Below are 15,753 nucleotides of genomic sequence, written 5' to 3' on the forward strand. Positions count from 1 at the left end.
CTATTTATGCCACAGGGCGTATAATTAGTACTTAAAATAAACATTTAAGCATTTATCAGTTGGAGATAACCATGGGTTTAGGTGGCATTAGTATTTGGCAATTATTGATTGTTTTAGCGATTATCGTACTTCTTTTTGGTACTAAAAAACTACGCGGCATGGGTGGTGATTTAGGCGGTGCAGTAAAAGGGTTTAAAAAAGCCATGTCTGATGATCAAACTAAAGAGACTGAAAGCGAAAAAGCTGAGCAAATCCAAGAGTCTCAAAAAGCAGCGCCAACACAGACACAAAGCACTGAAAAAACCAAAGACGATACTAAGGTTTAAGCAATATGGGAATGTGGGAGCTCGTTGTTGTTTTTATTGTTGGCCTAGTGGTACTTGGCCCTGAGCGGTTACCGGTTGCCATTCGCACCGTAATGCGCTGGGTAAAAACCGTTAAGTCGATGGCCAACTCAGTTAAAGCAGAAGTGAGTGAAGAGCTACGCATACACGAGCTTCACGAAAACCTAAAAAAAGCAGAGCAACAAGAGCTTAAAGATTTAAGCCCTGAGCTACAACAATCGGTTGATGAACTGCAAAAAGCAGCGCAGTCGGTTACTCATAGCTATAAAAACACTTCAAGCATGTCATCTAACGAACAACTCGATGAAAAAAAGTGAAATTAATTCCCCTATTTGTGGTCAACTTATTACGTGGTATAAAAAATAATGTCTGAACAAGCTAAATCAGGGTTCGTCGCTCACTTAATTGAGCTGCGCGATCGGCTTATTAAATCACTTTTTAGTATTTTAGTGATATTTATTGGCCTAGTGTATTTTGCCAATGATATATATGAGTTTGTAGCCGCCCCTTTAGTCGCACATTTACCAAGCACTGCCACTATGATAGCTACCGATGTTACGGCACCGTTTTTTGCACCGTTTAAACTAACGCTATTTGTTGCTTTGTTTGGCGCTATTCCGTGGATATTGCATCAAATTTGGGGATTTATAGCACCTGGCTTATACCAACACGAAAAACGCATGCTAATGCCAATTTTGGCCTCGAGTATTTTGCTATTTTATGGCGGTATCGCTTTTTGCTACTTTATAGTGCTCCCTATTATATTAGGCTTTTTTACTAGTGTAGGGCCGCAAGTGATGACCCTAGCACCGGATATTAGTAGCTATTTAGGATTTGTACTTAAGCTATTTTTTGCATTTGGTGTGGCGTTTGAAATACCCGTAGCCATAATGTTGCTATGTTGGAGTGGCGCTACAACCACGCAGAGTTTAAAGCAAAAACGCCCTTATATTGTGGTTGGTGTATTTGTTGTGGCGATGTTTTTAACACCGCCCGATGTGTTATCACAAACACTATTAGCACTTCCTATGCTGCTTTTATTTGAGCTAGGGTTAATTTTAGCGAAATTTTATAGCGCTAAAGAACAACAGGAATCTGAGGAATAAAATGAAAAAACAACTACTCTCACTACTGGTTTTACTAAGCGCACCGACGTTTGCAGCGCAAGAAATTAACGTGCAAGCTTTGCAAGCATGTAGCTTTATTGAAAACGACTTTAACCGTTTACTATGTTATGACAACACAGTGGCAGGTAAACCGCTTACTAAACCTAGTGAGAAAAAAACCCTTACCCCACCAAAAGCCGTAACCAATGTATCGCCAAACGTAAGTGCACCTGTTGCAGCTGTTTCTAAAGCAGCGCCTGCTGCTAAAGCAGATGATTTTGGCCTTGAGCATAAAGAGATCACTAAAGATAAAGACGAAAATATCACAGCATCAGTATCATCAGTTAGAAAAGCTCCTTATGGCGAGCTCATTATTACCCTTGATAACGATCAGCAATGGCGTCAAATTGGCTCTGACAGTCTTAAATTAAAAGAGTCAGACACAGTGGTTATTAGCCGCGGTGTATTTAATTCTTTTTTACTTCGTAAAGATGGTCAAAACCGCTCAATCCGTGTGAAGCGCACTCAGTAATGACCTACACGTTAGTTGATGCCGGCGTTAATTTAACCAATCACCAGTTTGAAGGTGAGCATCAGGCCATTATTGCCCGCGCAAATGCCGCGGGCGTGCAAGCTATGTTACTGATCGGCTGCGATGTGCCTAGTAGCGAACAATCGCTTGCATTAGCAAAACAATATAATCAGTTTTCTACTGCTGGCGTGCATCCACATGACGCTAAAGACGCCACCGATGAACTTGAAACCACTTTAACGCAGCTTGCTAGTAACGATTGCGTTGTGGCCATTGGTGAGTGTGGGCTTGATTATAATCGCGATTTTTCTCCTCGCGATATTCAGCGCAGCGTATTAAAACGCCAGTTAGCGTTAGCTGAAAAACTAAACCTACCTGTTTATTTACACGAACGTGACGCAAGCGAAGATATGCTAAATATTTTGGCTAACTATAACGTACGTGGTGTGCTGCATTGCTTTACAGGCAATGCCCAAGCACTTAAAGACTATTTAGAATTAGGCCTTTATATTGGCATTACTGGGTGGGTGTGTGACGAGCGCCGCGGTAAAGCATTACAACAATTGGTGCCAAGTATCCCACTTGAGCGGTTATTAATAGAAACCGATGCGCCTTTTTTAATTCCACGCACAATAACCCCTAAACCAAAATCACGTAAAAATGAGCCCGCCTATCTTAGTTATGTGTGTGAAACACTCGCTAAGCTTTATAACGTTGAACCAAGTACTATTGCCGCCCATAGTACGGCTAACTTTTATAGCTTATTTGATATAGCAGGTCGCTAATGACAAGCCCAAAGGCGCTATTTAGCCTATTTATGCTCCTTTGTTCATTTTGCAGTGTTGCAAACCCCGTAATTTCTGAAAATTTTAAATCAATAAAAATAGACACCCTGAGCTATTCGTTTACGCCCACCACAGCAAACAATGCCTACCATGAGGTTAACGACTGGCAAACAGTAAGTGATAAGCCATTAAATTTAGGGTTTGAACAACGCCCTGTATGGGTCAAGTTTACAGTTAAAAATACCTTAAATAACAATATAAGCCCTATTTTATCGCTCGATAACCCGCTGTTAAATGAAGCGCAAATTTTTCATTTTTATAATTCAGCACTGCTCTCACACATGCAAACTGGCGATAACTTTAAGCTCTCATCACGGCTAATAAAAAGTGAATCTTTATTAGCAACCTTGAGGCTGCCGGCAAATAGTATTAGCACCGTAATAATGAAGGTTAACAACAGTGCTGGGCTGCGCATCCCGCTGACTTTATGGCAACCAGATGCCTACCTAGCGCATAAAGGTAAACTTAATTTAATTTATGGCTTACTCATTGGTTTTTTATTTTCACTGGCCATAAGTTGCTTGGTTTTGTATGGGTTTTCGCGCAAGTTGTATTTTGCTTATGCAGGTATTATTACGCTGACCTTAGGTGTGCTACTGGCTTATTTATGCGGTTTTGGCGCTCGTTATTTTCATCCAAATTCGCCTTCATTACAGCAAGTAATGATACCAGTTTTACTAATGCTCACTACGCTTGCTTTTGTGCCGCTACAAAAACAACTGTGCCAACCTAAAGCCTCTAAACTACTAAAATGGCAAACCATTGTTGCTAATATTTACGCAATTAGCCTGCTGTTTATGTGGGCTTTACCTAGCACAGTGTTTACCCCATTTAGCTTACTGGCGAGCCCGATTGTTATTATTTATTGCTTGGTAAGCGCCTACATCTGCCAGCAAAATGCGCCTTCAAAACCAATTCAAGCACTGCTAATTGCACTCATGCTATTTTTACTTGTTATGGTGTACCTTATTATTGCTGTATTTGGCTTATATCCTTTAGGTAGAAGTAGCTTAGCTTTTGTTTTTATATGTTTTTTTGGTAGTACATTTTGCCTATGTTATGGCGTTATGAAGCGCTTTATTTTAGAGCGTGATGAACAAGTTATTGCTCAACAAACCTTGATTGCTGAAAATGCAGCCCAAGATACACTATTAAATGAGCGACTCGCGCTGCAAGCCCAAACACAAAAAGAATTAGAGTCGTTAGTTGATGAGCGCACCTTTGAGTTACAAGTCACTTTGCGCGAACTAGAGGATAAAAACCGCGAGCTTGAGCTACTTAATATGGAAGACGCGCTGAGCGGCGTTAAAAATCGTCGCTTTTTTGATAAAAAATTAGTGATGGAACTGCGTCGCTCTCGGCGTGAACAAACGCCTTTGAGTATGATTATGCTCGATATAGACCGGTTTAAACGCGTAAATGATAACTACGGGCACTTAACCGGCGACCAGGTAATACGCGCTGTAGCCGACATTATAAAACAGCACTTAAAACGCCCGTTGGATGAAGTGGCTCGCTACGGCGGCGAAGAGTTTGTTGTTTTACTACCTAACACCCCAAAAGAGGGGGCTGTTGATATTGCTGAAAGAATTCGCCAAGCCGTAGAGAGTAATACCGTAAATGTAGCCGGAACATCCGTAAAAGTAACCATTAGTGCTGGCGTAAACAGCGCTGTAGTAAACGATATTAGTAACCCTGAGCTATTTACAGACGACGCAGATAAAGCGCTCTATTTCGCTAAACAACATGGCCGAAATCAAGTAATTAGTTTTCCAATTCCACAGTAGGAGCTTAGTAACATGGCCCAATCAGGACTCGACCTTTTCCCATATACCCGCATGCGTAGAATGCGCCGCAGTGATTTTTCTCGCCGTTTAATGGCCGAAAACCAACTATCGGTAAACGATTTAATTTTTCCGGTATTTGTACTTGAAGGTAAAAACCGCCGCGAAGCAATTGAATCAATGCCAGGAATTGAGCGTTTATCAATTGATTTATTGCTTGAAGAAGCTAAAGAGCTTGTAGATTTAGGTGTACCTGCCGTCGCTATTTTTCCGGTAACCCCTGCTGACAAAAAGTCTTTGATGGCCGAAGAAGCCTACAGTGAAGATGGCTTAGCACAACGCACAGTTCGTGCTTTAAAAGAAGCTTTTCCTGAGCTTGGGGTTATTACCGATGTAGCCCTTGACCCATTCACTACTCATGGCCAAGACGGCATTATTGATGATGAAGGTTATGTAATTAATGACATAACCACTGAAATTCTTGTTAAGCAGGCGCTTTCTCACGCCGAGGCAGGCGCAGATGTGGTTGCACCCTCTGACATGATGGATGGCCGTATTGGTGCTATTCGCGAAGCACTTGAAGCAGATGGACATATTCACACACGCATAATGGCTTATTCAGCTAAATATGCCTCTAGCTATTACGGGCCGTTTAGAGACGCTGTTGGCTCTGCAGGTAACTTGAAAGGGGCCGACAAAAAAACGTATCAAATGGATCCTGCCAACTCTGATGAGGCAATTCGTGAAGTGGCACTTGATTTACAAGAAGGCGCCGACATGGTGATGGTGAAACCGGGTATGCCGTACCTTGATATTGTTCGTCGTGTTAAAGATGAATTTGGTGTACCTACTTTCGCATATCAGGTCAGTGGCGAATATGCAATGCACAAAGCGGCAATCGATAACGGCTGGTTGAGTGAAGAGGCCACAATTATGGAATCTTTACTGGCATTTAAACGCGCCGGAGCGGATGGTATTTTAACGTATTTTGCCAAGCAGGCCGCGCAATGGCTGCAAAATAAGTAAACATGTTATCAAAGGCGGTACGCCGCCTTAATTTTTTTACAATCATTAACATTTTTGTATTCTTTTTGTCATTTAGATTGCCTAAACTGGTGTCCCATTTTGGGATTTAAATACACGGGAATAATAAAAAATGTTAAAAACGAAAATAACGCCACTGGCGCTTGTATTAGCAAGCCTCAGTGCACCAGCCTCCGCCGATCTAATCATTTCTGAATACATCGAAGGCAGCAGCAACAATAAAGCGATTGAGCTTTATAACAATGCTGATACCGAGCTTTCTCTTGAAGGTTATACTTTAGGACTTTATTCAAATGGTAGTAGTTCGGTAGGTAACTCAATTGATTTATCAGGCACATTGGCTGCCAATACCACCTATATCATTTCAAACTCCGGTGCAGACGCTGCCATTCTTGATATTGCAGACATAACCAGCACAGTAACTTACTACAACGGTGACGATGCCCTTGTTTTAACTAAAGATGGTGTGGTAGTTGATAGCTTTGGCCAAGTGGGTGTTGATCCTGGCTCTTTTTGGTCTGATGATACCGTACAAACTCAAAATAAAACCTTACGAAGAAAAAATAGCATCACAACGGGTCGAACTGACTCAACTGCAACTTTTAATCCTAGCGATGAATGGGAACAGTTTGATGAGGATACCTTTGACGGCTTAGGCTCGCATGCTGGCGATGGTGGTACGGCTCCTGCGCCAGACCCTGAGCCAGAACCATTAGAACCGCTTGTATGTGGCGCAGATAAAACGCTAATTAGCGCTGTGCAAGGTTCTGGTGAAGCAAGCCCGTTAGTAGATACCCTTGTTGAAATTGAAGGTATTGTCACTGCCGATTTTCAAGGTGAAGATGGCTTAGATGGTTTCTTTGTGACCTCGCTTGCTGCAGATGTAGATAACGATCCAATGACCTCTGAAGGTTTGTTTGTTTACTTTACTGATACCGATGTAAATGTAGGTGACCACGTGCGCGTACAAGGTACGGTTGATGAATACTATGATTCAACACAACTAGCAGATGTAACACAAATTGCAGTATGTGGTACTGACGAAGTGGCCTCTGCAACCTCAATAAGCTTACCTTTAGAGAGCCAAGCTGACCTAGAAGCTTATGAAGGTATGCTAGTAAGCCTAGACCAAACACTTGTAGTTACTAACAACTTCGGCTTAGGTCGCTATGGCGAAGTAGAACTAGCCACTGAGCGTTTATACCAAGGTACTCAAGTTGCATTGCCAGGTGATGCTGCAAATGCTGTTGAAGCGGCTAACTTGACTAAAAAAATCTTATTAGATGATGGCTCTACAGCTCAAAACTCAGATCCAACGGCTTACCCAGCGCCAGGCCTATCGGCAGAAAATACTCTACGTACCGGCGATACTGTAAATGCGGTAACAGGGGTAGTTACATACAGCTTTAGCACGTATCGCATTCACCCAACAGTTACACCACAATTTATAGCGACTAATGCGCGTGAAGATGCGCCTGAGCAAAGTGAAGAAGCCGATTTACGAATCGCCAGCTTTAACGTACTTAACTACTTTAACGGTGATGGCCAAGGCGGTGGTTTCCCTACTAGCCGTGGTGCAGACTCAGAAGAAGAGTTTGTACGTCAAGAAGCAAAACTTGTAAGTGCTATTAGTGCAATGCAAGCTGATGTTGTTGGCTTAATGGAAATTGAAAATGATGGCTTTGGTGAGTTCAGTGCTATAGCAAGTTTAGTAAATGCATTAAACGATGCTGACAGCGCTAACAACTACGCGTTTGTAGATTTTAACGTAGCCCAAATTGGTACCGACGAAATCACCACAGCCCTTATTTACCGCGCAGATAAAGTAGAAGAAGTAGGCACAGCCGCTATTACTACTGATTACCCGTTTGATTACAGCAACCGTGCACCTATTGCGCAAAGCTTTAAGTCACTTTCAACAGATGAAGTATTTACTGTTTCTGTAGCCCACCTTAAATCTAAAGGGAGCTGTGGTGATGATAACAACGACGACCTAGGTGATGGCCAAGGCTGTTGGAATGAAATTCGTACCGAAGCTGCTGATGCGTTTACTGATTGGTTAGACAACAAACCTACTGGCGTAGATGACGAAGATATCATTCTTGTTGGTGATATGAACGCTTATGCAATGGAAGATCCAATCCGTAAGTTTGATGAAAAAGGCTATAAAAACGTAGTCGCAGAGCTTGATGGCGATACACTAAGCTACTCTTATAGCTTCTCTGGCCGTGCAGGTAGCCTTGACCATGCTTTAGCAACCGAGTCTTTACTAAGCAAAGTTGTTGCAGCAAATGATTGGCATATCAATGCTGATGAGCCTATCGTGCTTGATTACAACCTAGAGTTTAAGAGCGAAGGTCATCAATCTACGCTATACGCAGAAGGGCCATACCGTGCATCTGATCACGACCCTGTGATTGTTGATATAAAATCTGAAGTAGTACTTACCCCTGAAGAGCAAACACCGGTAATTGCACCTGATCAAATATTCACAGTAGATGAAAACAGCGCTGTAGGCACTGTGATTGGCACACTTGATTTTAGCGATCCTAATGCTGATGTATCACCTGTGGTTAAATTTATCGTATCAGGTAACGATTCTGTATCAATTAACGAGCAAGGTCAGTTAATTGTTGCAAGCGAAGTAGATTACGAGTTTGAAAATCGTATTACCCTTACAGTACAAGCAGAGGATAGTGTAGGTAACGTATCTGAAGCACAAACGGTTGTAGTAAGAGTAAACAACCTACGTGGTGATGACGATAACGACTCAGGCTCATTGCTTTGGTTATCTCTTTTATTAGCGCCACTTTCATTAGTGCGCAGATTTAAGAAAAAATAACGAGTGATTTGTTTTAAAGCCGCATTTTTGCGGCTTTTTTTATGCTTATAAAAATGTAATTCAGACAAGCTTCAGTAAACAACCCTTAATATCTTCCATACCGTTTATTAACTATTAATAGAATTAGCCGCGCAACAAATACATTAAATGAGTATTTTTTACACATAAGCCGTAGTTAAAACCCTTTTTAATAAATTTACTTGTTGAAATGTAAACACTTTATTTACGGATTAAAAGTTGCACTATAAGTTCGTCACCCTTGTGTAGTAGTTAAGTAACAAACCCTAAGCGTAAAAATAAGTCGTGTTTTTATAAAGGAATGGAAATGAAACAATTAACCCAAACACCTCCTACTTGGCAGAAAAAAGCAACGCCATTATTGGGTCTACTTTTTATTTTTTCTGGCTGGGGCTATAGCACGCAGGCAATAGCAGCAAGTGTTGATGCAGCAATTCCGCAAGAAAGCCTATTTGAAGTAATAAGCGCCCGCGCTAAAAAACTAGCCGAACAAGAATATGCACCTCCAAAAAATATAGAGCTAGAAGCATTAAATAACATTGATTACCAAGATTACCGCTCAATTCGATTTAAGCAGGACAAATCAGTGTGGAAAGATGAAGGCCTGTATGAGCTACAACTCTTTCACCCTGGTTTTTTATATAAAACACCGGTAACAATTAATACCGTAGAAGGTGATTCAAAACGTAATCGCCTACCTTTTAGTACTGATTTTTATCAATACGATGGCACAGCCGCCCCTTTAAAAGACGAAATAGCAAAAAGCGTAGCCGGCACACAACTAGGCCATGCAGGCTTTCGCTTACATTACCCAATTAACACAAACGAATACAAAGATGAGGTAATGGTGTTTCAAGGGGCCTCTTATTTTAGAGTTGTTGGTCCTAATCAAGTATATGGCTTATCAGCACGCGGATTAGCAATCGATACCGCCGAAACATCGGGTGAAGAGTTCCCTATGTTTAAAGAGTTTTGGCTTGTTAAGCCCCAGGCTGAGCAAACTAACATCACTATCTTTGCATTGCTTGATAGCCCTTCGGTATCTGGTGCTTACAAATTTGATATTGACCCAACAACCAGCATGTTAGTTGATGTTGATATGCAAATTTTTGCCCGTAAAGATATTAAAAAGCTAGGCGTAGCCCCTTTAACAAGTATGTTTTACCACGGTGAAAACAGCACTAAGTTTTTTGATGACTACCGCCCAGAAGTGCATGACTCAGACGGCTTGTTAACACAGTCAGCTGATAACAAATGGGTATGGCGCCCGCTTAACAACCCAACACAGTTAAGCGTTACCTCGTTTTCGTACACCAACCCTAAGGGGTTTGGTTTAGCACAGCGTGACCGTGACTTTAACAATTACCTAGATACTGAAGCGCACTACCACGACCGTCCAAGCCTGTGGATAGAGCCAAAAGGTGAATGGGGTAATGGCCGAGTTGAGCTAGTAGAAATACCAACAGATACAGAAACGAACGACAATATAGTGAGTTACTGGGTGCCTGAAAAGCCAATGAAAGCTGGTGATTCATTAAAGCTAAGCTACAAAATGAGCACCTTTAACGCCCATTTAACTCAACACCAAAAGGCGCGTGTAACACGCACACGTATTGGTAGCGCAGCGCTGCCAGGTGAAGATAATCCACCACCGCAAAGCCATCGCCAGTTTACCGTTGACTTTGCAGGCCCCGATTTAAACAACCTGTCTGAAAAGCTAACACTTGAAGCCGACATTCAGCTAACAACAGGTGAAGTAAGAGATGTAACAGTGCAAAAACTTCCTAAATCTCTTGGTTGGCGAGTAGCGTTTAAAATTGCACCACAGGACGATCAACCCGTAGATATGCGTTTATCGTTAAAACTTCGTGATAAAGAAATTAGTGAGGTATGGAGCTATGTTTGGTACCCAAATGACATCAAGTAATAAAGGAAAGGGCACACCAATGCCATTCAAAACACTGCGCGTATGGTTATTTGCTATTGCAGCACTCACTGTTTCAGGGTACGGCATCTCCATTATGTTTGAAATTTTAAGCTCAAACGGAATGACCTTGCTTGAATATGCGCTATTGGTTTTATTTTCAATAACCTTTGCATGGATTGTTACGGCATTTTGTAGCGGCACGATAGGATTTGTACTGCAATTATTTCGTATTGACCCGCTCACCCTAAGACGCATTAAGCCTATTGTGTTTGACAATACCGCGCTTGCACAGCAAAAAACCGCGGTAGTTATGCCTATTTATAACGAAGACACGCACCGTGTTATTGCCGGCTTTGAAGTGAGCTTACAATCGCTAAAAGAGACAGGGCAACTTGCCAATTTTGACTTTTATTTACTTAGCGACACGCAAGACCCTGAAATAGCACAAAACGAGCTAAGCGCGTGGCATGCTTTATGTGAGCGTTTAGGCGATACTGCAAAACAGGTTTTCTATCGTCGTCGCGAAGATAATAAACACCGTAAAGTAGGTAACTTAACCGACTTTTGCGAGCGCTGGGGCAGCCAATACGATCACATGATTGTACTTGATGCCGACAGCGTAATGACGGGTAAATGTATGCTGGAGCTGACCACAAGCATGATCAACAACCCGCAAGCTGGCTTAATTCAAACTATCCCTATTCCAGTTCGTCAAGACACCTACTTTGGTCGTTTTTTACAATTTGCCTCAGTGCTTTACAGCCCAATGCTGGCAACGGGGTCTGCTTTTTGGCAAACCGACAAAGCTAATTATTGGGGCCACAATGCCATTATTCGTGTTGAAGCATTTATTAACTATTGTGGTTTACCTACGCTTGAAGGCAATGCCCCCTTTGGTGGTGAAATTTTAAGTCATGACTTTGTAGAAGCTTCACTACTGCACAGTGAAGGCTGGGATGTTTTATTACTTAGCGATATTGAAGGTAGCTACGAAGAAGTACCAAGTAACATTTTAGATTATGCCATACGCGACAGACGTTGGGTTCAAGGTAACATTCAGCATCTTGGTTTATTAGGCTCGTCTAAATTAAAGTTAATGAGTAAGTTTCACTTTTTATTAGGTGCAACCGCTTATATTTCATCGCTTATTTGGTTATCTATGCTGGCACTAAGCACCATAGATGCGGTAACGCGTGCATTAAATAGCGATGTGTACTTTAATCGGGTTTATCAGTTATTCCCAACGTGGCAAATAGCTAAAACAGACCTTATTGATTCACTACTTTATTTAACCATTATTATATTATTGGTGCCTAAATTAATGGGTGTAATTGTCACGTTAGTGCACAGAAATAAGCGCTTTGGCGGCTCGTTTAAATTAATATTAGGCTCAATAATAGAGACTGTATTTGCCATTATTGTGGCACCACTTATGATGGTGTTTCATGCTTACTTTGTAGTGTGTGTATTTTTGGGTAAAAAAGTTAAGTGGGATGCACAACCGCGCGAAGGCCGCATGGTACCGTGGAAAGAGGCGTTTAATTACACACTATTTTCTACCTTGGTTGCCATAGTATGGGGCGCTACAGCCTATTACTTTACGCCAGTGTTCTTTTGGTGGTTATCGCCTATATTACTTGGTCTATTATTTGGAGCGCCAATAATACGCTACACCAGTAGCATTAAGTTAGGTGTGCAGCTGCGTAAAATGGGAATATTTATTTGCCCTAGCGAAGTTGATAACGACCCTATGCTAAACAACCTTAAAGTGCATTTAAAAGAGATTTCGGTACCAGAGCCTGGGCAATACCCTAAAACGGTGCCAGCCCTGCCACAAGAGCATTTAGTGGTTATGCCAATACAAAGCTTTAATAAGCCTCGCTTGCCAAAGATGAAAGCGCTAAGAGCTAAAGCAATTAAGAAGTTTAATTAGCGCAATGGGCACGCACTAAATACAAAAAGGAGCATGATTGCTCCTTTTTTTATACCTAAAATAAGCCGTTATACAACTTCCCTTTCATAACTGCGCCTCACTAACCCAAGTATAAATTACTGTATTAGGTGAGCGCTCTTACGCACTCTGTGCGAAGCTAAGCAGCCATTGCTCCTAAGGTCATCACTTCTGCTTTAATTAAAGCATGTATAGCTCACCGCTTTAAGCAACCTTTTATTTAGGCTGTCATTGTTGGTATTACTGTTTTTGAGAGACGCTAACTCAAAGAGTAATTAAATCGTAGGCAATAAAAAACCCGCAACATGTGCGGGTTTTTTTAAAGAGTTACAGAGCTAATTACTTAGCTGCTTTTTTCTCTTTTTCTGCAGCGATTACAGTGTCAGCTACGTTTTGTGGACATGCTGCGTAGTGTGAGAACTCCATAGAGAACTGACCACGACCTGATGTCATTGTACGTAGTGAACCGATGTAACCAAACATTTCTGATAACGGAACGTCTGCTTTAATACGAACGCCAGTTAAACCAGCTTCTTGGTCGCTTAGCATACCACGACGACGGTTAAGGTCACCGATTACGTCACCAACGTGATCTTCTGGCGTGAACACGTCAACTTTCATGATTGGCTCAAGAAGTTGTGCGCCCGCTTTAGGGATCGATTGACGGAAAGCGCCTTTAGCAGCGATTTCGAATGCGATTGCAGATGAATCCACGGCGTGGAAGCCACCGTCGAAAAGTTCTACTTCAACGTCAAGTACTGGGAAGCCAGCTAGAACACCTTCGTTCATCATTGACTTGAAGCCTTTCTCAACTGCAGGCCAGAATTCTTTCGGTACGTTACCACCAACAACTGATGAAGTGAACGTGAAGCCTGAGTTCGCTTCGCCTGGCTTGATGCGGTAATCAATTTTACCGAACTGACCAGAACCACCAGATTGTTTCTTATGCGTGTAGCTATCTTCGATTTCACGAGTGATAGTTTCACGGTAAGCAACCTGTGGTTGACCAACAATAAGGTCTACGCCGTAAGTACGCTTAAGGATATCTACTTTGATATCTAAGTGAAGCTCACCCATACCTTTAAGGATAGTTTCGCCTGAATCTTCATCAGTCTCAACTTGGAAAGACGGATCTTCTGCAACCATTTTACCGATAGCAATACCCATTTTCTCATTACCGCCTTTATCTTTAGGCTGTACAGCAATCGAGATTACTGGAGTTGGGAATACCATTGGCTCTAGAGTTACTTTGTCTTTCGGATCACATAGAGTGTGACCAGTTTGAACGTTTTTCATACCTACGATTGCAATGATGTCACCAGCTTGTGCGCTAGTTAACTCTTTACGTTCGTCAGCTTGCATCTCAACCATACGGCCAACACGCTCTGTTTTACCAGTAAACGAGTTAAGGATAGTGTCACCCTTGTTAAGTTTACCTGAGTAAATACGTACGAATGTTAATGCACCAAAACGGTCATCCATGATCTTAAATGCTAATGCTTTGAAAGACTCATCAGCAGATACGATTGCATGGTCGCCAGTTTCATTACCTTCTTCATCCATAAGAGGTTGAGGGTCAACTTCTGTAGGAGATGGTAAGTAATCAACAACAGCGTCAAGTACTAGTTGAACACCTTTGTTTTTGAATGCAGAACCACAGAATGTAGGGAAGAAAGCAAGGTCACGAGTACCTTTACGGATACAACGCTTGATATCTTCTAAAGAAGGTACTTCACCTTCCATGTACGCTTCCATTAGGTCATCGTCTTGCTCTACAGCAGTTTCGATAAGCATTTCATGGTATTCGTCAACTTTGTCAACCATGTCTGCAGGAACGTCTGTGATTTCGTAGTTTTCAGGAAGACCAGTGTCATCCCAAACGTATGCTTTTTTAGTAAGAACGTCTACAACACCAACGAAATCATCTTCAATACCGATTGGTAAAGTCATAACTAGTGGTACAGCACCAAGTACTTTACGTACTTGCTCAGTTACACGGTAAAAATCAGCACCCATACGGTCTAATTTGTTTACGAAGATAATACGTGCAACTTCTGATTCGTTAGCGTAACGCCAGTTAGTTTCTGATTGTGGCTCAACACCACCAGAACCACAGAATACACCAACGCCGCCGTCTAATACTTTAAGTGAACGGTAAACTTCAACTGTGAAGTCAACGTGTCCAGGAGTATCGATAACGTTAAAACGGTGATCTTTCCAGAAACAGCTTACAGCCGCAGACTGGATAGTAATACCGCGCTCAGCTTCTTGTTCCATGAAGTCAGTTGTAGATTCACCATCATGAACCTCACCTGTTTTATGGATTTGACCAGTAAGCTTTAGGATACGCTCAGTAGTCGTGGTTTTACCCGCATCAACGTGCGCGAAAATACCAATGTTTCTGTACTTCGATAAATCTGCCATTATTTTACTCTTAATAAAGTCGAAAAATTATTCGGCGGGAGTATAGCATTACTTAAAGCGAACATCACCATACAAGTCGCTTAAAATGCAATCAATTCAATAAAATTTTTCTAGATTTACATCAAGCACTGGTTAAATAGCACTGATTATTATGTAACCCATTAAAAAGATTATGCTTTATTCTTGTAATCTGAATGGCACTCAGTTACTTAATTATTTTGTAACAACGCTCTGGCCTCCCTATACTACCGTAGCTTTGATCAGCACTTAACTTTTCAGACTCTAATAAAAACTCTAAATAGCGACGAGCAGTTGAGCGGCTTACCCCCACTAAATCGCCCATTTGCTGAGCAGTAAATGCACTTGAATCATGCTGTACGAATGCATCATGGATTTTTTGCAATGTAAGCTGGTCAACGCCTTTGGGCAGCCTAATAGCACCCTGTTTTTTCTCTTTTGAGCCGAATAACACATCAACCATTGATTGGGTCACTTCGTTTGCATCAGAAAAACACTGTTGACGCGCCTCAAAGCGCGAAAGAGCTTGATCTAATCTATTTAACATTAACGGTTTAACTAAAAAATCACAGGCACCAAGTTGCATTGCTTTTTCAAGTGTTTCAACTTCTTTGGCAGCCGTTAGTAGCATCACTTCGCTCTTAATTTCACGACGCCGTAAATCTGATAATAAATCGAGTCCGTTGCCATCAGGTAAATGTATATCGAGTAAAATAAGATCTGCCTCTATCGCTTGCAATAGAGCTGTTGCAGTACTTAAATTACCTGCGATTCCAACCACTTGGTACTGTCCTTGGCGCAAACTCTGTTTTGCAATTTGACTTCCCGCAGCGCCCCCCGGCAGTAATAAGTACTGGGCAATTAGCTGCGCTACTTCAACTTCGTCTTCAATTATAATTACAGAATAGGTCATTGCTT

General features: G+C 41.7%; 12 protein-coding genes. 10 read left to right on the forward strand and 2 right to left on the reverse strand.

Annotation, left to right across the window (positions count from 1 at the left end):
* Positions 1-71: 71 nt before the first annotated feature.
* The 10 genes from tatA (at position 72) to mdoH (ending at position 12,375) form a co-directional block, all read left to right on the forward strand.
* Positions 72-326, forward strand: coding sequence for a Sec-independent protein translocase subunit TatA (gene tatA / locus CWC04_RS07475; protein ID WP_004587475.1), 255 nt, complete (start codon positions 72-74; stop codon positions 324-326).
* Positions 327-337: 11 nt separating this feature from the next.
* Positions 338-661 (forward strand): Sec-independent protein translocase protein TatB, encoded by a 324-nt coding sequence (gene tatB / locus CWC04_RS07480; protein WP_249326079.1) that lies wholly within the window; start codon positions 338-340, stop codon positions 659-661.
* Positions 662-709: 48 nt separating this feature from the next.
* Entirely contained in the window at positions 710-1,450 is a 741-nt protein-coding gene (gene tatC, locus CWC04_RS07485) for a twin-arginine translocase subunit TatC (protein ID WP_138685042.1), read from the forward strand.
* A 1-nt stretch (position 1,451) separates the two neighbouring features.
* On the forward strand, positions 1,452-1,982 hold the full coding sequence (locus CWC04_RS07490) for a hypothetical protein (RefSeq protein ID WP_096042484.1): 531 nt from the start codon (positions 1,452-1,454) through the stop codon (positions 1,980-1,982).
* Entirely contained in the window at positions 1,982-2,767 is a 786-nt protein-coding gene (locus CWC04_RS07495; RefSeq protein WP_138685043.1) for a TatD family hydrolase, read from the forward strand. Before CWC04_RS07490 ends, CWC04_RS07495 begins: the two co-directional genes overlap by 1 nt.
* A complete protein-coding gene (locus tag CWC04_RS07500) occupies positions 2,767-4,614 on the forward strand; it encodes a sensor domain-containing diguanylate cyclase (protein ID WP_138685044.1) in 1,848 nt (615 codons plus the stop codon). Before CWC04_RS07495 ends, CWC04_RS07500 begins: the two co-directional genes overlap by 1 nt.
* Before the next feature lie 12 nt (positions 4,615-4,626).
* Positions 4,627-5,637 carry a porphobilinogen synthase gene (gene hemB, locus CWC04_RS07505; protein ID WP_029772896.1) on the forward strand — a complete coding sequence of 337 codons (1,011 nt, stop codon included), beginning with the start codon at positions 4,627-4,629 and terminating at the stop codon, positions 5,635-5,637.
* Between the two features lie 130 nt (positions 5,638-5,767).
* The gene (locus CWC04_RS07510; protein WP_138685045.1) at positions 5,768-8,497 is read left to right on the forward strand and encodes an ExeM/NucH family extracellular endonuclease; all 2,730 of its coding nucleotides are present in this window, start codon (positions 5,768-5,770) and stop codon (positions 8,495-8,497) included.
* A 325-nt stretch (positions 8,498-8,822) separates the two neighbouring features.
* The gene (locus CWC04_RS07515) at positions 8,823-10,442 is read left to right on the forward strand and encodes an OpgD/OpgG family glucan biosynthesis protein (RefSeq protein ID WP_054983610.1); all 1,620 of its coding nucleotides are present in this window, start codon (positions 8,823-8,825) and stop codon (positions 10,440-10,442) included.
* Entirely contained in the window at positions 10,414-12,375 is a 1,962-nt protein-coding gene (mdoH, locus tag CWC04_RS07520) for a glucans biosynthesis glucosyltransferase MdoH (protein ID WP_138685046.1), read from the forward strand. The genes CWC04_RS07515 and mdoH overlap by 29 nt, the downstream gene beginning before the upstream one ends.
* Positions 12,376-12,732: 357 nt before the next feature.
* On the opposite strand, the gene fusA is transcribed toward mdoH, so the two are convergent.
* Entirely contained in the window at positions 12,733-14,817 is a 2,085-nt protein-coding gene (fusA, locus tag CWC04_RS07525; RefSeq protein ID WP_138685047.1) for an elongation factor G, read from the reverse strand.
* Positions 14,818-15,022: 205 nt separating this feature from the next.
* The gene (locus CWC04_RS07530) at positions 15,023-15,748 is read right to left on the reverse strand and encodes a response regulator (RefSeq protein ID WP_004587464.1); all 726 of its coding nucleotides are present in this window, start codon (positions 15,746-15,748) and stop codon (positions 15,023-15,025) included.
* Positions 15,749-15,753 lie beyond the last annotated feature (5 nt).

Origin of the sequence: Pseudoalteromonas sp. S2893, from assembly GCF_005887105.1 — a bacterium.
In the GTDB taxonomy this organism is placed as follows: domain Bacteria; phylum Pseudomonadota; class Gammaproteobacteria; order Enterobacterales; family Alteromonadaceae; genus Pseudoalteromonas; species Pseudoalteromonas atlantica.